Raw genomic sequence first — 21,322 nt, forward strand, 5'->3', positions numbered from 1 at the left:
GGCTCAACCCATCTCTAATTCGGATAGCTAATGACTTTACCCCATCTGATAAAACTCTAAAATGCCAGCCTTATCTGATTGCTTTACCCCGAGGATTGACCCATGAACGCCGCCTACTATTACTTGGCAATCGCCATTTGCTCGGAAGTGATCGCCACCGTTTCGATGAAGGCCATCAAGGGCTGGAGCACGCCAATTCCCCTGCTGCTGGTGATCGTCGGTTACGGCGTGGCATTCTGGATGCTGACGTTGGTGGTGCGCACGGTACCGGTCGGCGTGGCCTACGCCGTGTGGGCCGGGATGGGCATTGTGATGGTGAGCATCGCGGCGCTGTTTATTTATGGGCAGAAGCTGGATATCCCGGCGGTGCTGGGAATGGGCCTGATTGTGCTTGGGGTTGTGGTGATACAACTCTTTTCGAAAACAGCAGGGCATTGAGGCGATAGCCAGCGGCAAGTTTCAAGCTACAAGCGGCAAGAAAAAGCAACGCGGTTCGCTTCTAACTTGCCGCTTGCAGCTGATAACTACCAGCTGCGCGCTATACTAGCGCTCCTTTTTCTACGCCAGAGGTCCCGCGCGCATGCCTATTTCCACCGACGTTCTGATTGTCGGCGCCGGGGTTGCCGGCCTCTGGCTGAATGCGCGCCTGCGCCGCCAGGGCTTTTCCACGGTGGTCGTGGAAAGCGCCACCCTGGGTGGCGGGCAAAGCGTGAAGTCCCAGGGGATCATTCACGGGGGTGCGAAATACGCCCTGCACGGTGCCCTTACCGGCGCTTCTGAAGCGATTGCCGATATGCCGCGCCGCTGGCGTGAAGCGCTGGCAGGTAAGGGTGAGCTGGATTTGTCCGGCGTACGCTTGCTGTCCGAGGCCCATTACCTCTGGTCCCCCGGCACGCTCGCTGGCAACCTCACCAGTTTCTTCGCCAGCAAGGCCGTGCGCGGCCGTGTCGACCAGGTCAAGGGCGATGACCTGCCACCCGCCCTGCAAGACCGCCGCTTCAAAGGCAAGGTCTATCGCTTGGCCGAACTGGTGGTGGATGTACCGAGCCTGATCGAACGCCTGGCACAACTGGCCGGCGACGGGTTGCTCGCCGGGCAACAGATTGAACCGTTGCTGGAGGGCGACGCGCTGGTGGGTTTGAAGGTCGACGGTCGCGACATTCGCGCCCAACGCATCGTGTTGAGCGCCGGCGCCGGCACGGCAGATGTGCTGACCGCGCTGGGCACCAGCCAGCCCGCCATGCAAAAACGTCCATTGCACATGATCATCGCCAAAGGGCCCGGCCTGAAGCCGTTGTACGCCCACTGCCTCGGCGGCGGCACCAAGCCACGCATCACCGTCACCACTCACCCGGCGGCTGATGGCAATTGGGTGTGGTACATGGGCGGCGACATTGCCGAAGCCGATGGCGTGGCGCGCACCCCACAAGAACAGATCGCCACCGCGCAGAAAGAGCTTGCTCAGCTGTTGCCATGGATCGACATGAGCCAGACCCAGTGGACCACCCTGCGCGTCGACCGTGCCGAACCATTGCAATCAGGCTTATCCCGCCCCGACAACGCCTTCATCGCCGAGCAAGGCCGGCTACTAGTGGGCTGGCCGACCAAGCTGGCGTTGGCGCCTGACTTCGCTGACCGGGTGATCGACAGCCTGGCGCGTGATGGCATCCGCCCAAGCGCCAGCGAGCCACTGCCCGCGCTGCCAAAACCCGCCATCGGCGTACCTGCCTGGGAGCAACTGTTGCCATGAGCCTGCCAACCCTGCACGACCTGCATCGCCCCTTGGGCAGCACCGGCCTGCTGGTCTCGCCGCTGGGCCTGGGCACCGTCAAGCTGGGTCGCGATCAAGGGGTGAAATACCCCAGCGGTTTCCAGATTCCCGGTGACGACGAGGCCCGTATGCTGTTGCGTCAGGCCCGTGAACTGGGCATCAACCTGATCGATACCGCACCGGCTTATGGCATGAGTGAAGAACGCCTGGGGCCGCTGCTGCGGGATCAGCGCAAGGACTGGGTGATTGTCAGCAAGGTCGGTGAAGAGTTCGAGAATGGCGCGTCCAGCCACGACTTCAGCGCGGTTCATACGCGGATGTCGATTGAACGCAGCCTGAAACGCCTTGAAACTGATTTTATCGACCTTGTGCTGGTGCATTCCGACGGTAATGACCTGCAGATCCTCAACGACTGTGAGGTCTACCAGACCCTGGCCGATCTGAAAAAGGAAGGCAAGATTCGCGGTTTCGGGTTTTCCGGCAAAACCGCCGAAGGCGGTGTGAAGGCTCTGGAACAGGGCGATTGCGCAATGATCACCTACAACTTGAACGAACAGGCCGAGAAAGCCGTCATTGAGTATGCGGCGGCACACGGCAAGGGCATCCTGGTGAAAAAGGCCCTGGCCAGTGGTCACGTATGCCTTGCGCCTGGAGTGGATCCAATTCGCGCCAGTTTCACGTTGTTGTTTGCGCAAACCGGCGTCGCCAGTGCTATTGTCGGGACCATTAATCCGCTGCACCTGGCCCATAACGTGGCGACCGCTGCCCAAGTCATTCGTCAACTCTGATGCCGCCGACGCGGCCGACCCCGTCGCAAGAAGGAGCCGACATGGCGCGTACGCTCATAAGAAAAAACCCCAGCAACTTCAAAACACTGCCGCTGCACGTCGAAGCCACCCCCGAAGGCCTGAGCTACCAGAGCGTCGGCATGCCGCTCAACTTTGCCCAGACCCTGCAGCGGCGCAAGCCGGTGGAGGTGGCAGACCCCGAGCGCTTCGCGCTCGAACTGGCCAACCTGGGGGTTTCGGTACGCCTGACCCTGCATTGGCAGAACCGCGATTACTGGGTGCTGGTACGCCAACGCCGGCAGGACCGTGGCGATGTGGTGCTCAAGCTGATTTCCGGCTACGTGCCAGCCCATGAACTGAACCTGCCGCTGCACACTGCCATCCAGGAAATTGCCGAAGAGTGCCTGCTGGAAACGCCGGAAGGTTGGCTCAGCGGGCGCTTCAATGACACCTGGCTGCCCGCGCCCTACTCGGCCGCGCTGCATTACCGCGAAGCGCTGCCGTTTCGCCTGAGCCCCTTGTCCGGCGCTGCCCGCCCGGTGCGTTGTGCCACAACCCAGTTGATCGAACGCCCGCGTGCCTACGTGCACTTGCCCACCGCATCGCTGCAATTGATTTACGACCTGCGCCTGGAAGTGCCCAAGGAAGCCAAATCCCTGAGCCTGTTCCATGTGGACGAGCGCCTGGAAGGTGATCAACTGGTCGCGCGCCTGGACCGCAAGCGGCCGGACCTGTACCTGATGCCACTCAAAGACGGCCAACCCTTGGCCGAGCTGTACACCGTCAAGAAGGACCAGCTGTATCCAGCGAGCACCCGGGGTTTGTACCTCGCAGAAAGCTTCGCCCAACAGGAAGGCTGGGTGGTGCGTGAGGAGCGGATTCGCTGGAAGGATTGGCTGCGCCAGCAAGGGCTCGCGGTGCCGGAGAAAGAATCGAAATTGAAGCGCTTGGCAAAGCGGGTGCTGCGCAAAATCGTGCCGAAGAAAAAAGCCAAGGCTTAACACGAAACAAATGTGGAAGCGGGCTTGCCTGCGATACACACACCTCGGTGCATCAGGTAGACCGAGCTGATGCCATCGCAGGCAAGCCAGCTCCCACAATTGATTGCGTTCAGCCTTTGAGCAAGCGCTCCAGGCCGACCTTCAACGGCGTAGGCTCCGGCAGTGTGAAGCTCGCCAACAACCGCTGATTGTTCGCCCGCGAATGCCGGATATCCCCGGAACGCGCCGGCCCGTAAGTCACCGCCGGCAACTTGCCGACTATTTCTTCCAGGGCTTGCAGCACTTGGCTGAGGGTGGTGGTGCGGTTCCAGCCCACGTTGATTGCGCCCAAAGGTGCGGCGGGCGCTTCTACGGCCTGGACCAATACGTCCACCAGGTCTTCCACGTACATGAAGTCACGGGTTTGCTCGCCGTCGCCAAACACGGCAATCGGCACGCCTTGCTGTACGCGCTCGCTGAAGATACTGATCACGCCCGAATACGGCGATGACGGATCCTGGCGCGGCCCGAAGATATTAAAGAAGCGCAAGACCACCGGCTCCAGGCCATGCTGGCGGCGGTAGAAGTCGAGGTAATACTCACCGGCCAATTTGTCGGACGCATAAGGCGTCAACGGCGCCTTGGTGGTTTCTTCGTCAATCGACGCGCCCTCGCCATTGTTGCCGTAGACGGCAGCGCTGGAGGCATACACCACACGCTTGACGCCAGCCTTGCGCATGGCTTCGCAGACATTCAAGGTGCCGACGAAGTTGCTCTGGTGCGTGCTGACCGGATCATCCACCGATGCCTGCACCGAGGCCACCGCCGCCAGGTGCACCACCGCTGCCGCGCCGACAGCGGCACGCGCCACCAGCTCGGCATCGGCCACATTACCTTCAAGCAGTTCGACGCGCGGATCGTCCAACGGCAGGTTGCTGCGCTTGCCGGTGGAGAGGTTATCCAGCACCCGCACGCTGTAGCCTTTAGCGAGCAGCCCATCGACCAGGTGCGAGCCGATAAAGCCTGCACCACCGGTGATCAGTACCCGCTTACTCATTGTTGCGTATCTTCTCGACGATAGCCGTAGTCGAGCTGTTCTCAACCAGGCCCAGCACTTTGACCGTGCCGCCGTAGGCGCTGACAATATCCGCCCCCACGACCTGGTCGACGGAGTAGTCGCCCCCCTTGACCAACACGTCCGGCTTGACCTGGGCCAGCAGGTTTTCAGGGGTCGCTTCAGGGAAGCTGATCACCCAGTCCACCGCGCCCAAGCCTGCCAGCACCGCCATGCGACGGTCGACACTGTTGATCGGGCGGCCAGGGCCTTTGAGGCGGCTGACCGACGCGTCGTCGTTGACCGCGACGATCAGGCGATCGCCTTGGGCGCTCGCCTGCTCAAGGTACGTCACATGACCAGCGTGCAGGATGTCGAAGCAGCCGTTGGTGAACACAATGCTTTCGCCGTGGGCACGGGCATCGTCGATCGCCAGCAGCAATTGCTCAATCGTCAGCACACCGCGTTCCGAGCCTTCGGAGCGCTGGATCGCGCGACGCAATTCCGGTGCACTGATGGCTGCCGTACCCAACTTGCCGACCACGATGCCCGCTGCCAGGTTGGCCAGGGCCACCGCATGGGGCAGCTCTTCACCGGCCGCAATCGAGGCGGCCAGGGTGGAAATCACTGTATCGCCGGCGCCGGTGACGTCGAACACTTCACGCGCTCGCGCCGGAAGGTGCATCGCCGGGTGGCCCGGACGCAGCAAGGTCATGCCGTGCTCGCCACGGGTGACCAGCAAGGCGCCCAGGTCGAGGTCGGCCATCAGCGCTGCGCCCTTGGTCACTAGGTCGTGCTCGTCGGCGCAACCACCGACGATGGCTTCGAACTCGCTGAGATTCGGCGTGATCAGGCTGGCTCCACGATAAATCGAAAAGTCCTTGCCCTTCGGATCGGCCAGCACCGGGATGCCTTTGGCCTTGGCGGCCTGGATCAATACCTGGTGATTCTTCAAGGCGCCTTTGCCGTAGTCCGACAACACCAGCACCTTGATGCCTTCGAGCAGCTCGTCAACCTGGCCACTGAGGGCCAGGGCGTCGGTGGTGAAGGGTTCTTCGAAATCAATACGCAGCAATTGCTGGTGACGGCTCATGACCCGCAGCTTGACGATGGTCGGCTGATGGGCAATGCGCTGGAACAGCGCGCGCACGCCAGCACCGCGCAGGCTGTTGGCCAGGCTGTCGGCGGCTTCATCGTCACCGGTCACACCCACCAGGGAGGCCGGGGCGCCGAGGGCGGCAATATTGAGGGCAACGTTGGCAGCGCCGCCTGGGCGGTCTTCGATTTGCTCGACCTTGACTACCGGTACCGGCGCCTCAGGGGAAATCCGTGAGGTACCGCCATGCCAGTAACGGTCGAGCATGACATCGCCGACCACCAAGACAGGGGCTTGATCGAATCGCGGCATGGACAACTTCATGGAGCAACCCACATACAAAATGAACAGGGGCGCGATATTAGCACAGGGTTACAGAACGCTTGTGGAGGTGTGGCAGAAGATGTTGCGCGGAACAGGTGAGGCGGATTGCCCGCCTCAGCTCAGGTGTCAGGTGATATCTGCCGATACGGGAGCATCCAGGCCCATGGCGTGCAGACGAGCGTAGTAACCGTTCTGTGCCAGCAACTCGTTATGGGTCCCGCGCTCTACGATCTGGCCATCGTCCATCACTAGGATCAGGTCGGCTTTCTCGATGGTCGATAGGCGATGCGCGATCACCAGGGTCGTGCGGCCCTGCATGACTTTATCCAGCGCGGCCTGAATATGCCGCTCGGACTCGGTGTCTAGTGCCGATGTGGCCTCGTCGAGAATCAGCAGCGGCGCGTTCTTGAGCAGGGCACGGGCGATTGCCAGTCGCTGGCGCTGCCCGCCGGACAATAGCACGCCGTTTTCACCGACCGGGGTATCGAAGCCTTTAGGCAATTGGTCGATAAAGTCCTTGGCATAGGCGTCCGCCGCTGCGGCTTCAACGTCAGCCTGTGGCGCGCCAGCCAGATCGCCGTAGGCGATATTGTTGGTTACGGTATCGCTGAAAAGGGTTACGTGTTGGGTGACCTGAGCAATATGCCTGCGCAGGTTGAGCAGCTTGTAGTCCTCAATGTCTACGCCATCGAGAAGGATATTGCCGCTTGCGTGGTGATAGAAGCGTGGAATCAGGCTCGCCAGGGTCGACTTACCGCTGCCGGAGCGGCCCACCAATGCAATCATCTGCCCAGGTTCTGCGGTAAAGCTAATGTCCTTGAGGACATGACGGTCGGTGCCCGGATAGGTGAAGTTCAGGTGGCGTACTTCCAGACGGCCGCTAACCTTGTCAAGCTCGATAGTGCCACGGTCGACCTCCATCTCTTCATCGAGCTGTTCGAAAATGCTCTCAGCACCAGCCAAACCTTTTTGGATGGTCGAGCTGACTTCCGACAACTGGCGAATCGGCTTGGGCAAGAGGCCGGCCAGGGTGATGTAGGCGACCATGTCACCGGCAGACGCATCGCCGCGAAGGTAAAGAACCAGGAACATCAGCACCGCCATGGCGGTGTAGATCACCAGTTGCAGCGCCGGCGTATAGATCGCTCCGGTGCGGGTCATGCGCAGTTGTTTGTTGGTATTGCTCAGACTGGCCTTGAGGAAACGCTTTTCCTCATAGGATTCACCACCGAAGCTGCGTACCACGCGGTAGCCCTGGATGGTTTCCGAAGCAACGTGAGTCACGTCGCCCATGGCGGCCTGGATCTTTTTGCTCTGCTTGCGAAATTTCTTGCTGGCAGTGCTGACCATTACGGCAATCAACGGCAGTATGGCGATCATTACCAGCGTCAGGCGCCAGTTCATGTACAACAGGGAGGCGAACAGAAAGATCACCGTCATGCCTTCGCGGATAACCACCTTGATGGCGTCGGTCGCAGCCCCTGTGACCATAGTCACGTTGAAGGTGATGCGGGAAATCAGATGCCCGGAGTTATGGTTGTCGAAGTAGCGGTTGGGCAGCGTCAGCAGGTTGTTGAACAACTGCACTCGCAGGTCATGGACCAGGCCCAATGAAACTCTGGCCAGCAGGTAGTTGCCCAGAAACGACCCCAGACCCTGCCATGCGGCGATCAGGATGATAAGCAGCGGCACGGCCTGCAGCAATTGCAGGTCGCGCAGGTAAGGTACGCTCGGAAACAGCACCGCCTCTGGGTTGGATAGACCGTCGACGAAGTACTTGAGGATGTACCCCAGCATTGGCTGAGTCGACGCGAAAATCAGAAATCCGACGATACTCAGCGCGAACAAGCCCATGTAAGGCTTAACGTAACTGAGCAGGCGGAAGTATATTTTCAAGCTCGAAGGGCTTGCGCTCGGACTGGAGTCGGTCATATCACGCGGCGTTTTGAAAAAGGAGGCTGACTTTAGCACAGCTTCTCTGTTGTACTTGCACCTGGCGTAGCATTACGCCCGGTTGGGCTCAACCGGCGACACTATATAGCCACTACTTTAAGATGGTCGGCTTTCTCTTTCTGGAATGGCTTTTTGTATGCACTCCAAACGTCACAACTATGGCTCAAATCGCGTTTTCGACCTCTTGGTCCTGTGGGTTTTACCCATTGGCTTATTGCTGCTTCTGAGTTCGCTGTTCCTTGTCACCAATCGAAACGTACTGCACAGGTTCTTTTATATTTTCTTCAGCGCGCCCACCTTGCTGTTGTTGTGCTTGCGCCCACGGGAGCTGAAGGCGCTGCTGCGCGAACCGTTGGTGATTGCCCTGCTGACATTTTGCGCCTGGGCGCTGATTACATTGTTATGGAGCCCAGTTACCAGCGTTGACTCCGACCTGTTCAAGCGACCACTGCATACATTCATGCTGTTTGCCGGATGCGGACTGCTGCTGCATTACCGCAACGATCTGTTCAAACCAATATTTTTCGGTGCGGCCGTGACAGCCCTGGTGGTATGCGCGTGCAACCTGATGGCTTTCGGTAAAGGGTTTGAGCCGGGCATGCGCATGATCGGGGGCCATGGCGCCCTCGACAACCCACTGCTCAGTTCTCACCTCTTCGGTTTCTTCTCTGTCTACTGGCTGTATGTCTGCCTCACCACCCAGCGCCTGAAGCTGCTGTGGCTCAGCATCCCTGCGCTGGGAATCATGATGGTCGCCGTGCTGGCCACCGGTTCGCGAACACCGCTGGTTGCGCTGACACTGGCCGGCCTGTGGATGAGCTTTGTAAGCCGCAACCGTCGCTCGGCACTGCTGATTGCAGCCATGCTACTGGGCGCCGCCGGGCTGCTGCTGTTTTACCCCGAGGCTATCACTGAGCGTGGCAGTTCGTACCGCCTTGAACTGTGGACCATGACACTGCATCGTATCGCGGACCACCCCTTGATCGGCCATAGCTTCAACTCAGAGCTGCACCTGGTACTACCTGGCGGGTTGGAATTGAGCGAACCCCACAGTTTCGCCCTTGGCGTACTCTACTATGTCGGGATAATCGGCTTTATGCCGTGGGCCTTCATGCTCTGCTGGGGCTTGTATAAAGGCTTCAAGGAGCGGGCACAGCCGCTGTTTTCGCTGGCTTCCGCCCTCCTCGCATACGGCATCGGCGCAGGCCTGACCGAAGGGGGGGGCATTCTGTCGCGCCCAAAGGAACACTGGTTCCTGCTGTGGATTCCGCTGGCATTGCTCGCAGGCTTGAGCATCGCTCGGCGTCGTCACAGCCTATTGGGCATGCCGATGAGCTCACCCAACACCGAGACTTTCGCAGCTCTGCACGAAAGCGCTGACATCATCGAAGAGGACGGCCTTGGTCCGAAAGTTCTGCGACTGAAGGATCGCACCTTCCTCAAGCTATTCAGGCCGCGCCGCTGGTATACCTCTGGTGGATTCAACCCCTATTCCGAACGCTTTGCCATCAACAGTGAGCAGCTCAGGTCGAAGGGCATTGCTTCGCCGCTGATCCTGAATCTGTATCGTTTGCAGGACGGCAGCAGCGCCGTGCGCTATCAGCCATTATCCGGCTGCACCCTGCGCCAAGCCTTACAAAGCCTGGACAGCAGCCTGCGAGATTCGCTGATAGAGCGCTTTGGTAAATTCATGGCTCAATTGCACGAGCACGGCGTTTATTTCCGTTCGCTGCATCTGGGCAATGTGCTGCTCATGGAGGATGGTGAGTTCGGGCTGATTGACCTGGCCGACATGCGTATCTACCCGTCCGCGCTAAGCGATGCGCTCCGTCAGCGTAATCTCAAGCATATGCAACGCTACCCGCAGGATCGCAATTGGTTGTTCGAGGCACATTTCGAGCAGCTGGCGAAGGGCTATGCGTCCGTCGCGTCGCAACGGGCCACGGTCAAGATACGTGAACATGTACTGACGTTGGCCCGTCCAATCGCTTAACAAGCGAGTCTGTGCGCCCCCCCGGGGGGGGGGGGGCGCACGGCAGCGGTATCAGTCTTTTTCCAACGGGGAAAAATACAGCCGCGCCAAGCCACGCCAGGTTTTCTTATTCCACACCCGAAACGGGATCTGTGCCAGCAGTTCCCGCGCTAACATGCGATTGCGGTTAGAGGTTTTAAGGAACATGGAGCTGAGAAACTTGTAACGCACCTCGTCATATTTCGGATGGTCGCTAAACAATGCGTATGAACGCAAAATATTGTCGATCATAAACCGGTGATTCTTGTACGAGTTGGTGGCGTGCTTGCGGTAGCGGGCCATGACCACGCTAAGACCATCGATGAAGTAGCCGGCGTGGGTGATTTTCAACTCGATCAACAAGTCTTCCAGGCGAATCTCAGGGTCGAACCCACCGACCTTTTCCAGTGCCTCGCGACGGATCATCAACGTGGGCGCAGGTGGGTAAGGCTTACGTTCCATGAACATGTCGTCGAAGTCCAGGCGCCGGAACGGCACGTCCCGCCGCTGGCTCTTTTCCGGAAACAACTCACCCTGGGCATCGATCAGCTCAATGTTACCGGCACAGATACCCACCTCAGGCTTGCCATCCATATAAGCCACCTGGGTCGCAATGCGCTCCGGCAACATAATGTCATCGGAACCGAACGGCACAATAAGCGCGCCCTCGCTCCGGGCGATGGCACCATTGAGCGTATTGGTCAGCCCTTGATTCTTCTGGACGCGAAAGTCGAACCCATGGTGTTCCTGCAATCGACGAATACGCTCGACACTGTCGTCTGTAGAGCCATCGTCAATCACCAGCAACTCAATGTTGGGGTACGTCTGGTTCAGGACACTGAGGATACTTTCCTCAATGTATGGGCCATGATTGTAAGACGCGATGATCACTGTCACCAAAGGCTGACTCGGGTTCATACATTGTTCCTATGTGCTTGAGCCAATCCTGAATCAATCAGTTCCAGATACTCCTGACGGAACACCTCAATGTCGTGCTGTGCCTGCAGGTACTGGTAAGCCTGTTCGCCCTTGCGCGCGAGCGCTTCTTCGGACAGCGCCAGGTAGGTGTCCAGCGCCTGGGTCAGGCCGGGTACGTTAGCTGGCTCTACCGCAAGGCCACCGGCCCCCTCAATCAAGGGAAGCATGGCCGGTACACTTGAGGCGATCACAGGCAGGCGACCGCTCATTCCCTCCAATAGTGCGAGCCCCAGGCCCTCTGCCAGTGAAGGCATCACCCAGATGTCGAAGGCTCGAACGTACTGAAGGGCATTTTCCTTGAATCCCAGCAAGTGAGCGCGACCATCAAGGCCAAGACTCTGGATCTGAGCCGCCAGGCTGGACTCCTCGCGCCCTGCGCCAATGATGGCAAGCTGTGCCGTGGGGTATTTTTCCTTGAGTGCCGCAAACGCTTGCAACAGATAGGTGTGCCCCTTGACGGGCACCAGGCGACCCAAGGCGCCGACCAAACGTACGGAAGGGGCAAGCCCCAACAACTCACGCGCGCGTTCGCGCGAATGCTGCAAGGCTTCGGCCTGTGCGATGTCGATGGCATTGGTAATGGCGTAGGTATTGCTATCGGTAAACCCGCACTGGCAGTTCAACAGGTATTGCTTGACCGCGGGCGATACACCGACAAAGCGCCAGTGCTCGTCGATCCAGCGTTGCGCCTGCTTGCGCCGATAAAGACGGTCATACTCACCAAAGCCGTGGGAGATACCGATACACAGCGGGATTTTCAGCCAGCGATTGAGTTGCAACATGATATTGACTGGTTTGAAGCGGTTGCACACAACGACATCAAACTTTTCCTTGCGGCAGAATTGGTACAACCGCCACATGGCGCTCAGCCGCAACCCCTTGAGGGATTTGTCGGAAAACTCAAAGTAGACCGAAGTATCCGCACGACTGACCGGGTCCGCAGCCCCAGGACGACCACGCAGGAACGCGGCCGTAACTTCATAGCGGTCCGAGGGCAATGCCTTAACGATCTGTTCGGCCAAGTCGGCAAAATCGTGGGATTTAACATTGTAGTCAGGCTGCAATTGCAGGACCTTGAAACGCTGACTCATAACTCTCCTCGATGGAAACCTTTGGAATCAATAACCCAAGATGTCTCAGCAGCAAGCGCCGCGACAGACTCGATGTCTGGCTCCGGTAACAAAGGCCACTGATTACGCTTCCAACACACAAAATGCAAATACGGAAACTCACGCTCGCCATCCCTGTCATTGGTCAGGCGGCCGTTATTCCAGAACCACTGATCAGGAAAGCAATAACTGTTGTCATGCCACTTGATTACGCCACCCGGCGTGCTGAACGCCTCGATGAATTCACTGCGTCGGCGCCACGTGTTGAACTTACCCACCAGCTCGAACAACGGTTTCGGAAAATTTTTGCGCCACAGAAAAATACGACTGAACGCACCCTCATCCAGCGCATGATGCGCCTGATCGGTGAAGCGCGCTTTCCAATCCTTGATCTTCATGAACACTTGGCGTTTTTTGGCGGTGTTACGCATCACACACAAGTGGCCGGCAACCCGTCGCTCATGAGTGGAAAACAGGTCATAACGAGCCAACCGCTCGGCGCTGAAATACTGACGCAGGTCACCGTAGATGAGGTCCAGATCACCAAAAGCCCAGAAGTCGTAGCCATCGAGACGATCGACATGGATATGCCCCAACGCGGGCTTGATATCACACAATTTGTAAGGCGCCTGTGGCGCAAAGTTGATATGTAAACGCCGTGACACCAATGCGCAATAATCAGCGAAAGTAATACGCTCGATTTTGACATTTTCGGGAATGTTGTCAGGCAGCGGACAGTCGCTGAATAAAAGCCAGTTGATATCCGCGTTGCGTCGGCAGCTTTCGAGAAAAAACGGCATCCAGAATGGCCAGCGGCCAAAATAAGGAATGAGAAAAAGGATACGGGGGGGCGGATTGATCATAGGAGACTCACTGTCATTACTACAGGAGCGCTCAGCGCTCCAGACATGGCATAACTTTACTTGCGGTCAATAAGCCAAAAAATTTCATGCCGTCGAATGGCTTTGCGGAAGAACTCGTTCTCGCCCCAGGGCGAAACGGTCCGTGCCGCCAACAGGCGCTGTATGGCGCGCCGCATACGCCGCTTTAATGGCATCCTCGGTTGCAAATCATGCATCATGCCAAGCGACATGGCCTTATCACGCTGCAGCTCTTCGCAGACCGACAGGCAATAGGGTTGCAGAGTGTACGCCGAATCAAAGACTGGTGGCAAAGCGACACTATCTCCGGAGGCGCCCATTGGCCAACGATCATTGTCATGCAAGTGGTTGGCATAGCCCAGCACAGTGGTCGGCTGCCACTCCAGCCCTTCCAGCGCCTCCATCACGGCTTGCTGCGCACAGACATGGTCTGGATGCGGGTCCAATACCGGATGCGGCAACACGATCACTTCCGGGCGCGCCATTAACAGTACTTGGCGCAGGTCGGCCAACAGGTTGTTCCAGGTGGGCAGGCCGTCGCTGTCCGCCGGTAATGGAAAGGGGTTGAACTGACGGAATGGCCGCACGTCCGTCAGCTCTGCCTCGCGGGAAGCGAAGGGCAGGTCCGGCGCGGCCTGCATCGCCTGCAACTGCAGGCAGAAATAGCCCAGCTGCACGCAGTGGGCCTGGGGCACACCCGCCCAGAGCGGCACGGCGATGCTGTCCCAGGCACGCAGGCGGCCTTTGATGCGCGAGGCTTCGACCGCGTCCAGGCCCATCTGCTCATAATGCTCGGCTTCGATTTCACCTGCCGTCAGGGTGACGATCCAGGGATTTTCAGCCTGGCTGTACAGGCCGAAGGCCGCCAATTCAGCATCGTCGGCGTGGGGCGCGATCACCATCACGCGCTGTGCGCGGTAGTCCGGATGGGTCCAGGCCCACAGACGGGGCGTGCCGAGCAATCGGCAATGGCGACCGCGCAACGTTAAGTCGCTCAGCGCCAAACCGCTGAGGTTCAGGTAACGCACGCCGTTGACGCCACGCTCAAAGGTTTGCCGATCGTCCACCAGCTCGACGCTCGGGTCAAAAAAACGCCCCAGCCAAGTGCTCTTGACCTTGATCGCCAGCACCACCGTCGCGTCCGCGTCAACCGCCTGATCCAGCAGCAAGCGCCCATTTTCCAAGCGCACGCCCGCCAGCTCGGCATCCGCCGCGAAACGGTACTGGTAATCTTCGTTGGGCGCGTAGAACAGGTGGTCGGCAAACCACGCTTCATGGGCCACCCAGGCCAGCAGCGCCAACAGCAACGGTAACCACCAGACCACCAGGATGCCGACCAGCAACAGCAGCAACACACCAATGATCAGCGCCGTACGCTTGTTGCGCCGGTGACGTTTGAGCAATTGCTGCTTGCGGGTCATACGCTGAATACCTGCACAGGGTTGCACCAACGGTCCTTGTATTCGCGGTCGGCGCGGCCAAAGGAAAAGCGCAGTGGCTTGCCGACTTCGCGTGCCTGCTCCCAGGCGCTCTGGGTATTGAGAAAGCTCAGCACGCTGCCGGGGCTAAAGGCGCGAGTTTCAGGATCGACCCCACCGTTGACGTACTCCACACTGATCCATTGCGGCGACTCGACCCGATACACCAACTGGATTGCGATGGGTGCGTCATTCAGAAAAATCACCGAGCCGATCAACCACTCGCGCATCAGCTCGATGACCTCGGCCATGCGCTCGGCGCCTGTGGCGGTGAAGCCCCAGCGGCGCAGGAACAGGTCACAGTAGATGGACGCCAGCTCCGCACTGGAAAACTCACTGACCGACCGCACCACGCCGCCCGCCTCTTCCAGCAAACGCAGTTCGCGGCGCTGGTTGTAGCGAAACTTCTTCGACAGTTCTTCGGGCGTTCGCGCCATGGCCAACTGCTCGGCCTGAAGCTTGAGGCCGCTGAAACGCCCTTCGTTCAGCGCAGACAGGTAGCGCGCACGCTGCCTCAGCGGTGCCTGCGCGTCGGCGGCGGCCGGCAGGATCAGCTCGGCATTGCCCAGATCGAACAGGCCTTTCTTGCCACTGCGCTTAAGTACATCCTTGGACAGCGCCAGGTCGCGCCCCCAGGTGGCAATGCACGCTTTGAGCTCACCCGCCTGCTCCCAGGCCAAGTAACGCACCGGAATCTGCGCCAACCCGGCCAGGCGTTCGATCACTTGCGGATGCGTCGCGACGCTGCCGCCAAAACGCTGCCAGGCCTCGCTGTATGCAGGCGCATCGACGACGGACCAGCCGCGCTCGCGCCAGCCTTGAAATCGATTGAGCATCAAGCCCTCGCGGTCAGTTCAATGACATGCGGCAGTTGCCAGAAAGTAGCGCGCACCGCCTGATCCGAGAATCGTGCGTGCAGGCGCTCCAGCATCAAATCAGCGCACTGGCGTTGCTGGTGCTGATCCATCGCAGCCAAGTGCCCCAGCCCTTGGGCCAGGTGCTCGCCGTCGCCGAAGGGAAACAGGATACCAACGCCCTCAACCACTTCCCGCGCGCCGCCACAGGCGGTGGCGAGCAAGGGGACGCCGGCCGCCATGGCTTCCAGCAACACCATACCAAAGGGTTCGTGGTCGGAGCTCAACGCAAACACGTCAAACGCACGGAAATAGCGACGCGCCTCCGGCACCTGGCCGAGAAACACAACCTTGTCGGCAATCCCCAGCTCGCGCGCCTGCTCTTTCAGGTCCTGCTCCAGGCGTCCGGTGCCGAGGATCGCCAGACGACTTTCAGCCGGTAACGTTGGCAATGCCAGGGCAAAACCTTTGAGCAGCGTGGCCTGATCCTTGTCCGGGTGCAGGCGGCCGACATTGCCGACCACCCACTCATCCGGCGACAAGCCAAGGGCGTCGCGCGCCTCATCCTTCGAAACCTGCTGGGCCTGCAGGCTTTCGACATCAATGCGGTTGTACAAGGTCTGGATACGCGCCGCCGGCCATTTCGGCAGGCAGCGACGGATGTCATCGCGCACGGCATCGGAGACGCCCAACAAGCTCAGGCGCTGGCGAAAAATCGTTGCAAACAGCCGACGCCCCCGGCGCTGGTAGTCGCCAAAAGCGTGATGCACGCCAATCACCTGCAAGCGCGTGGCGAGCAGCGCGATGTAGATCGGCTTGGCGCGGTGCGCGATGCAGAAACTGAAGTTGCGCGACGCGGCAATCTTGCGCAGCTCGGCGATGGCGCCCAGCTTGAGGCCACGGATGGCCTTCGAGCTGTACTCCATGAACAACACTTCATCACTGGCGCAACCGGCCGCCACCTCAGGGTCGGCGACCCCGGTGAGAAACACCGTGGTCACCTTGTAGCCTGACCCTGCGAACAAACTGGCGTACTGCCGCGCACAATCGAGGAATGGCCCGTCATAGCCGTGGCAGAACTGCAGGACGTGGCGGTCAGCCGAGCGCGTCATAAGGGTCCACGCCATCCTTGACGACCAGGATGTCTTCCATGATCAGGTACTGCAGGTCAGAGCCGAAGAACATGTTCAGCGCGTCGGTCGGCGAGCAGATCATCGCTTCGCCACGACGGTTGAGCGAGGTGTTCAGGGACACGCCGTTGCCGGTGAGCACTTCCAGCTCTTTCATCATGTCGTAGTAGCGCGGGTTGTATTCGCGCTTGAGCACCTGGGCGCGGGAGGTACCATCTTCATGGACCACTTCCGGCACGCGGGTCTTCCACTCTTCGGACACTTCAAAGGTGAAGGTCATGAACGGCGCCGGGTGATCGACCTTGATCATCTGCGGGGCCACGGTGTCGAGCATCGACGGGCAGAAAGGCCTCCAGCGCTCGCGGAACTTGATCTGGTGGTTGATGCGATCCGCCACACCGGTCGCGCTCGGGCAACCGATGATCGAACGACCGCCCAGGGCGCGCGGACCAAACTCCATGCGGCCCTGGAACCAGGCCACCGGGTTGCCGTCGACCATGATCTTGGCGACGCGCTGTGGCATGTTCTCGATCTTGCGCCAGTTCGGCTTGCTCTCGTGCTTGGCGCACGCGGCAATCACGTCTTCGTTGCTGTAGGACGGGCCGAGGTAGACGTGTTCCATCTTCTCGACCGGCACACCACGGGCGTGGGACACATACGCCGCCGCACCGACCGCAGTGCCGGCATCGCCCGACGCCGGCTGCACGAACAGCTCTTTGACGTCGTCACGGGCGATGATCTTCTGGTTCAGCTTGACGTTCAGCGCGCAACCGCCGGCGAAGGCCAGTTTGCCGGTGTCCTTGAGGATGTCGCCCAGGTAGTGGTCGATCATCTGCAGGGCCAGTTTCTCGAACAGCGCTTGCATGCTGGCGGCGTAGTGGATGTACGGCTCGTCGGCGATATCGCCTTCGCGCTTTGGACCCAGCCACTCGATCAGTTTTGGCGAGAAGTAGAAGCCCTTGCCCTTCTCTTTGTAGCGGCGCAGGCCGATGACGTTAGCGTAGTCGGTGTTGATCACCAACTCGCCGTTCTCAAAGGAGGCCAGGCGCGAGAAATCGTATTTGCTGGCATCGCCGTACGGCGCCATGCCCATGACCTTGAACTCACCGTCGAGCATCTCGAAACCGAGGAACTCGGTGATCGCGCCATACAGGCCACCGAGGGAGTCTGGATCGTAGAATTCCTTGATCTTGTGGATCTTGCCGTTTTCGCCGTAGCCGAAGAACGTGGTGGCGTACTCACCTTTACCGTCGATCCCGAGGATCGCGGTTTTCTCCTGGAAACCAGAGCAATGGTAGGCGCTGGAGGCGTGGGCCAGGTGGTGTTCAACCGGTTCGATCTTGATTTTCTTAGGATCGAAGCCCAGTTGCTCCAGGCACCAGACGATCTTGTTGCGGTAGCGCTTGTAGCGACGGTTGCCCATCAGGATCGCGTCGAGGGCGCGGTCGGGGGCGTACCAGTAACGCTTGGCGTAGTGCCAGCGCGCCTCGCCGAACAGGCTGATCGGGGCGAACGGGATCGCGACCACGTCAACGTCGGAAGGCTTGATACCGGCCTGTTCCAGGCAGAACTTCGCCGATTCGTAAGGCATGCGGTTCTTTGCATGTTTGTCGCGTACGAAGCGCTCTTCTTCGGCGGCCGCGATCAGCTTGCCGTCGATATACAAGGCTGCGGAAGGATCATGGCTAAGGGCGCCGGACAGGCCAAGAATCGTCAATGCCACAGGGGTCTAGCCTCTTTTAGTCTGCATGCAGGCGGGTTACGCCTGAAAAAAGTGTGCCCCCTGCCTGGGCAGGAAACAGCTAAAGGGCGGGATTATAGCTTAAAAGCAGTGGGGAGCTGTTAGCGACAAGCGTCAAGAGGGATCAGCGGAAGATCTGGATGCTGCCGTCCCTATTCTGGCGGTAAATGGTGTAGGGCAGCACCAGGGTGTCCAGCACGCCGGAGGCGACGAACTCCACGGCGACGATAGGCAACACGCTGCCCCCATGGTCTATCAGGCTCTTGTCCTTAAGGCTCTTGTCAGGCGCTGGCTCGCCATTGAGCGTGCAAAACCCGTAGATCACCCCGCTGTAGATGCGCGGCACGTTTTCGCAATGGCTGCGTGAGTCCTTGAGGTTCTGGCTGGTCACGGCGTCGGGTCGGAAGACGGTATTGATGGTGCCGCAACCGGCCAGCGAAAAAGACACCGCAACCCACAAGACTTTCGACGTAATCCTCATGACCCCACCCTTTTGACCCTTCAGCCATTGTTACTGCCAAGGCTGGCCACGCTAACATCACAACGGATGGCGACCCAGGGCGGGAACACCGATTCGCTGCGTAAGACGACTCCTAAATGATAAAACTCGCCTGATTCACTAAACTCGCGCCCCTTTGCGCGTTTACCTCCTATGCGCGCCACGGATTCCGGCTGACTGATGAACACCCTCGCCCGCTTCACCCTGTTGCTGCAAGGCCTGCTCACACTGAGCAATACGGCACTGGCCGATGACACGCCTTTGGTCCTCGACCCGAGCGTGGTCAGCGGCTCACGCAGCGCCAGCCCGACCTTCGACCTGCCCTACTCGGTGGACGGCATCAACCGTGAACATATCAGCGACGGTCAACTCGGCATCAATGCCTCCGAAGCCCTCTCCCGCGTGCCCGGCCTGGTGGTGCAGAACCGCCAGAACTATGCCCAGGACTTGCAGATTTCCTCCCGAGGCTTTGGTGCCCGCTCGGCATTCGGCGTGCGCGGCATCAAGCTGATCGCCGACGGCATTCCGGCCAGCACGCCGGACGGCCAGGGCCAGGCTGCCACCTTCAACCTCGACACCTCCGAGCGCATCGAAGTACTGCGTGGGCCGGCAGCCACCCTGTATGGCAGCAATGCCGGCGGGGTGATCCAGATGTTCTCCCGCGACGGCGAAGGCCCGCCGCGCATCGGCGCCGAAACCCTGGTGGGCAGCAACGGCCTGAACAAAAACCACCTGACCGCCGAGGGCGCCACCCACGGCGCAGGCTTCGTGCTCGACGCCTCGCGCATGGACACCAACGGCTACCGCGACCACAGCAGCGCGCGACGTGACCAGACCTTTGCCAAGCTCAACTTCCAGCCGGATGACGACAGCAAGCTGGCGCTGATCTACAGCAGCCTGGAGCAGAATGGCACGCAGGACCCGCTAGGGCAGACGTGGTCAGCGTACAAGGCCGATCCACGCTCGGTGAGTGCGAATGCGCTGACGTACAACACGCGCAAAAGTATCGATCATCAGCAATTGGGGATGAATTACGAGCGCTATATCGGCGATGCGACGTTGCAGGTGAATGCGTATACGGGACGGCGGAGTGTGATTCAGTATTTGTCGATTCCTGACAAGTTCGCCAGTGGCGCGAAAAACCCCGCCAATGCTCGCGGCGGTGTGGTGGCTTTCGACCGCAAGTTATACGGCGGTTCCGTCCACTGGCTGCAACCCATCACCAGCGCACCCGGCGACCTGACGCTAATCGCCGGCCTCGACTACGACCGCAGCGAGGATGATCGCCAAGGCTATTCCAACACCGTTAACGGTGTGCACGGCGTCAAAGGCGCACTCGGCCGTGATGAAATCGACACCGCCACCAGCCTCGACCCGTTCGTGCAAGCCAACTGGCTACTGGGGGACTGGACACTGCAAGCCGGCCTTCGCCACAGCACCATGAAGATGGACGTGGACGACCACTTCCTCAGCGACGGCAACGACAGCGGCAGCAAGACCTACCAGAAAAACACGCCATCGGTCAGCGTCATGTACGCGTTTACGCCTGACTTGCACGGCTACGTGAGCGCCGGCAAAGGTTTTGAAACGCCGACGCAAGCTGAATCCGCCTATTCAAGCAACTCGAACAGCTTCAACTTCGCGCTCAAGCCATCGGTCAGCAAACAGTATGAAGTCGGCTTGAAAGCACGTGTCGGCCAGGACACCCGCATCAACGCTGCCGTGTTCCAAATCACCACCGAAGACGAGTTAGTGGTTCAGCAATCCAGCGGCGGTCGCACGACTTACCAAAACGCCGGCCGCACCCTGCGCCGCGGTTTCGAACTGGGCCTCGAAAGCCAGCTCAGCGAACAGTGGAGCAGCAGCCTCGCCTACACCCGCCTGCAAGCTACTTACGACAGCGACTTCGTCAGCGGCGGCAGCACCGCCGTCGACAAGGGCAACTACCTGCCCGGCGTGCCGCAAACCACGCTGTTCGCCGAACTGAACTGGAAGCCCCGCGACTGGGTCAGCACCGCCATCGAAGGCATTTACCGCAGCAAGGTCTACGTCGAGGACACCAACAGCCGACACGCCGCACCGGCCTACAGCGTGTTCAACTGGCGTGCGCGCTTCGAGCAGAAGGTCGAACACTGGACCTTCCACCAGACCCTGCGCCTGGATAACCTGCTCGACCGCCAGTACGTCGGCTCGGTGATCGTCGGCGATGGCAACAACCGCTACTACGAAGCGGCACCGGGTCGCTCGTGGTATGCGGGTGCGGGCGCGGAGTACCCATTCTGATCAGCGCGCCGCGCACAAGCCGCGATGCGGGCGGTCGAAAGGCCCTGATCCCCCTCTAGCCTGCAAGGAACGCTCATGAAACACATCGCGATTATCGTCGCGCTAGGCTGGGGCTCAAGGTGAAGGAGCGCAGTCGCACTACCGCCGAAGAGGAGCGCCTGCTGTCCCGCGATTCGACCTGCGTCGTGGAACGCGAATTGGCGGCCAGCACACTCAACTCGGCGCTGAGCGGCAATGCCAAAGCGCTCAATTGCACCGCCGCTGGCGATCAATACCGCGCCACCAGCACCGTCATGTACCTGGAGGACTACGGGTACTTCTTCGCCAGCCAGGACAATACTCAGAACAAGGTCGACATTCGTACGACGCTGGTCAAGGCTCAGTAACCGGCC

The 21,322-nt window shown here is 59.8% G+C and carries 18 protein-coding genes; 7 read left to right on the forward strand and 11 right to left on the reverse strand.

Going from position 1 to position 21,322, the window contains the following annotated elements; all coding sequences use genetic code 11:
- Positions 1–102: 102 nt before the first annotated feature.
- The 4 genes from AACY44_RS03130 (at position 103) to AACY44_RS03145 (ending at position 3,560) form a co-directional block, all read left to right on the forward strand.
- Positions 103–438, forward strand: a complete 336-nt coding sequence (locus AACY44_RS03130) for a DMT family transporter (RefSeq protein ID WP_339415624.1) — start codon at positions 103–105, stop codon at positions 436–438.
- A gap of 142 nt (positions 439–580) precedes the next feature.
- Complete coding sequence (locus tag AACY44_RS03135; RefSeq protein ID WP_339493307.1) at positions 581–1,750, forward strand: NAD(P)/FAD-dependent oxidoreductase; 1,170 nt, start codon at positions 581–583, stop codon at positions 1,748–1,750.
- Positions 1,747–2,559 carry an aldo/keto reductase gene (locus AACY44_RS03140; RefSeq protein WP_339438047.1) on the forward strand — a complete coding sequence of 271 codons (813 nt, stop codon included), beginning with the start codon at positions 1,747–1,749 and terminating at the stop codon, positions 2,557–2,559. The genes AACY44_RS03135 and AACY44_RS03140 overlap by 4 nt, the downstream gene beginning before the upstream one ends.
- A 41-nt stretch (positions 2,560–2,600) precedes the next feature.
- Positions 2,601–3,560 carry a metal ABC transporter ATPase gene (locus tag AACY44_RS03145; RefSeq protein WP_339415621.1) on the forward strand — a complete coding sequence of 320 codons (960 nt, stop codon included), beginning with the start codon at positions 2,601–2,603 and terminating at the stop codon, positions 3,558–3,560.
- Between the two features lie 109 nt (positions 3,561–3,669).
- On the opposite strand, the gene AACY44_RS03150 is transcribed toward AACY44_RS03145, so the two are convergent.
- The 3 genes from AACY44_RS03150 to msbA all read right to left on the reverse strand — a co-directional run bounded on the left by AACY44_RS03150 (position 3,670) and on the right by msbA (position 7,945).
- Positions 3,670–4,596: an NAD-dependent epimerase/dehydratase family protein gene (locus AACY44_RS03150; protein WP_339415620.1), complete on the reverse strand. Its 927-nt coding sequence runs from the start codon at positions 4,594–4,596 to the stop codon at positions 3,670–3,672.
- Positions 4,589–6,013: a bifunctional D-glycero-beta-D-manno-heptose-7-phosphate kinase/D-glycero-beta-D-manno-heptose 1-phosphate adenylyltransferase HldE gene (gene hldE, locus AACY44_RS03155; protein WP_339415619.1), complete on the reverse strand. Its 1,425-nt coding sequence runs from the start codon at positions 6,011–6,013 to the stop codon at positions 4,589–4,591. The genes AACY44_RS03150 and hldE overlap by 8 nt, the downstream gene beginning before the upstream one ends.
- Before the next feature lie 126 nt (positions 6,014–6,139).
- Entirely contained in the window at positions 6,140–7,945 is a 1,806-nt protein-coding gene (gene msbA, locus AACY44_RS03160) for a lipid A export permease/ATP-binding protein MsbA (RefSeq protein ID WP_339415618.1), read from the reverse strand.
- Between the two features lie 157 nt (positions 7,946–8,102).
- Here msbA and AACY44_RS03165 point away from each other — a divergent pair, with 157 nt between their 5' ends.
- Positions 8,103–9,959, forward strand: coding sequence for an O-antigen ligase family protein (locus AACY44_RS03165; RefSeq protein ID WP_339415617.1), 1,857 nt, complete (start codon positions 8,103–8,105; stop codon positions 9,957–9,959).
- Positions 9,960–10,010: 51 nt separating this feature from the next.
- On the opposite strand, the gene AACY44_RS03170 is transcribed toward AACY44_RS03165, so the two are convergent.
- The 8 genes from AACY44_RS03170 to AACY44_RS03205 form a co-directional block, all read right to left on the reverse strand.
- Entirely contained in the window at positions 10,011–10,895 is an 885-nt protein-coding gene (locus tag AACY44_RS03170) for a glycosyltransferase (RefSeq protein WP_339415616.1), read from the reverse strand.
- On the reverse strand, positions 10,892–12,046 hold the full coding sequence (locus AACY44_RS03175; protein ID WP_339435805.1) for a glycosyltransferase: 1,155 nt from the start codon (positions 12,044–12,046) through the stop codon (positions 10,892–10,894). The genes AACY44_RS03170 and AACY44_RS03175 overlap by 4 nt, the downstream gene beginning before the upstream one ends.
- Complete coding sequence (locus AACY44_RS03180; RefSeq protein WP_339415614.1) at positions 12,043–12,927, reverse strand: DUF6625 family protein; 885 nt, start codon at positions 12,925–12,927, stop codon at positions 12,043–12,045. Before AACY44_RS03180 ends, AACY44_RS03175 begins: the two co-directional genes overlap by 4 nt.
- A gap of 56 nt (positions 12,928–12,983) precedes the next feature.
- Positions 12,984–14,366, reverse strand: a complete 1,383-nt coding sequence (locus AACY44_RS03185) for a PIG-L deacetylase family protein (RefSeq protein WP_339415613.1) — start codon at positions 14,364–14,366, stop codon at positions 12,984–12,986.
- Complete coding sequence (locus AACY44_RS03190; protein ID WP_339415612.1) at positions 14,363–15,259, reverse strand: antimicrobial resistance protein Mig-14; 897 nt, start codon at positions 15,257–15,259, stop codon at positions 14,363–14,365. The genes AACY44_RS03185 and AACY44_RS03190 overlap by 4 nt, the downstream gene beginning before the upstream one ends.
- Complete coding sequence (locus AACY44_RS03195) at positions 15,259–16,389, reverse strand: glycosyltransferase (RefSeq protein WP_339427262.1); 1,131 nt, start codon at positions 16,387–16,389, stop codon at positions 15,259–15,261. The genes AACY44_RS03190 and AACY44_RS03195 overlap by 1 nt, the downstream gene beginning before the upstream one ends.
- Positions 16,373–18,130: a carbamoyltransferase family protein gene (locus tag AACY44_RS03200; RefSeq protein ID WP_339438054.1), complete on the reverse strand. Its 1,758-nt coding sequence runs from the start codon at positions 18,128–18,130 to the stop codon at positions 16,373–16,375. Before AACY44_RS03200 ends, AACY44_RS03195 begins: the two co-directional genes overlap by 17 nt.
- A 142-nt stretch (positions 18,131–18,272) precedes the next feature.
- The gene (locus AACY44_RS03205) at positions 18,273–18,629 is read right to left on the reverse strand and encodes a YceK/YidQ family lipoprotein (RefSeq protein ID WP_339435803.1); all 357 of its coding nucleotides are present in this window, start codon (positions 18,627–18,629) and stop codon (positions 18,273–18,275) included.
- Between the two features lie 198 nt (positions 18,630–18,827).
- On the opposite strand from AACY44_RS03205, the gene AACY44_RS03210 reads away from it, so the two are divergent.
- Entirely contained in the window at positions 18,828–20,930 is a 2,103-nt protein-coding gene (locus AACY44_RS03210) for a TonB-dependent receptor family protein (RefSeq protein ID WP_339529780.1), read from the forward strand.
- Positions 20,931–21,049: 119 nt separating this feature from the next.
- Positions 21,050–21,316 (forward strand): hypothetical protein, encoded by a 267-nt coding sequence (locus AACY44_RS03215; protein WP_339415607.1) that lies wholly within the window; start codon positions 21,050–21,052, stop codon positions 21,314–21,316.
- Positions 21,317–21,322: the final 6 nt, after the last annotated feature.

Source organism: Pseudomonas sp. RA_15y_Pfl1_P11 (assembly GCF_963970975.1).
Classification (GTDB): domain Bacteria; phylum Pseudomonadota; class Gammaproteobacteria; order Pseudomonadales; family Pseudomonadaceae; genus Aquipseudomonas; species Aquipseudomonas tritici.

Excerpts from the sequence above, each read along its gene's own strand:
- AACY44_RS03150 (WP_339415620.1), bottom strand. The coding sequence starts at position 4,596 with ATGAGTAAGCGGGTACTGATCACCGGTGGTGCAGGCTTTATCGGCTCG.
- AACY44_RS03130 (WP_339415624.1), top strand. The coding sequence starts at position 103 with ATGAACGCCGCCTACTATTACTTGGCAATCGCCATTTGCTCGGAAGTG.
- AACY44_RS03210 (WP_339529780.1), top strand. The coding sequence starts at position 18,828 with ATGAACACCCTCGCCCGCTTCACCCTGTTGCTGCAAGGCCTGCTCACA.
- AACY44_RS03195 (WP_339427262.1), bottom strand. The coding sequence starts at position 16,389 with ATGACGCGCTCGGCTGACCGCCACGTCCTGCAGTTCTGCCACGGCTAT.
- AACY44_RS03190 (WP_339415612.1), bottom strand. The coding sequence starts at position 15,259 with ATGCTCAATCGATTTCAAGGCTGGCGCGAGCGCGGCTGGTCCGTCGTC.
- AACY44_RS03175 (WP_339435805.1), bottom strand. The coding sequence starts at position 12,046 with ATGAGTCAGCGTTTCAAGGTCCTGCAATTGCAGCCTGACTACAATGTT.
- AACY44_RS03205 (WP_339435803.1), bottom strand. The coding sequence starts at position 18,629 with ATGAGGATTACGTCGAAAGTCTTGTGGGTTGCGGTGTCTTTTTCGCTG.
- AACY44_RS03140 (WP_339438047.1), top strand. The coding sequence starts at position 1,747 with ATGAGCCTGCCAACCCTGCACGACCTGCATCGCCCCTTGGGCAGCACC.
- AACY44_RS03185 (WP_339415613.1), bottom strand. The coding sequence starts at position 14,366 with ATGACCCGCAAGCAGCAATTGCTCAAACGTCACCGGCGCAACAAGCGT.
- msbA (WP_339415618.1), bottom strand. The coding sequence starts at position 7,945 with ATGACCGACTCCAGTCCGAGCGCAAGCCCTTCGAGCTTGAAAATATAC.
- AACY44_RS03170 (WP_339415616.1), bottom strand. The coding sequence starts at position 10,895 with ATGAACCCGAGTCAGCCTTTGGTGACAGTGATCATCGCGTCTTACAAT.
- AACY44_RS03165 (WP_339415617.1), top strand. The coding sequence starts at position 8,103 with ATGCACTCCAAACGTCACAACTATGGCTCAAATCGCGTTTTCGACCTC.
- AACY44_RS03145 (WP_339415621.1), top strand. The coding sequence starts at position 2,601 with ATGGCGCGTACGCTCATAAGAAAAAACCCCAGCAACTTCAAAACACTG.
- hldE (WP_339415619.1), bottom strand. The coding sequence starts at position 6,013 with ATGAAGTTGTCCATGCCGCGATTCGATCAAGCCCCTGTCTTGGTGGTC.
- AACY44_RS03180 (WP_339415614.1), bottom strand. The coding sequence starts at position 12,927 with ATGATCAATCCGCCCCCCCGTATCCTTTTTCTCATTCCTTATTTTGGC.
- AACY44_RS03135 (WP_339493307.1), top strand. The coding sequence starts at position 581 with ATGCCTATTTCCACCGACGTTCTGATTGTCGGCGCCGGGGTTGCCGGC.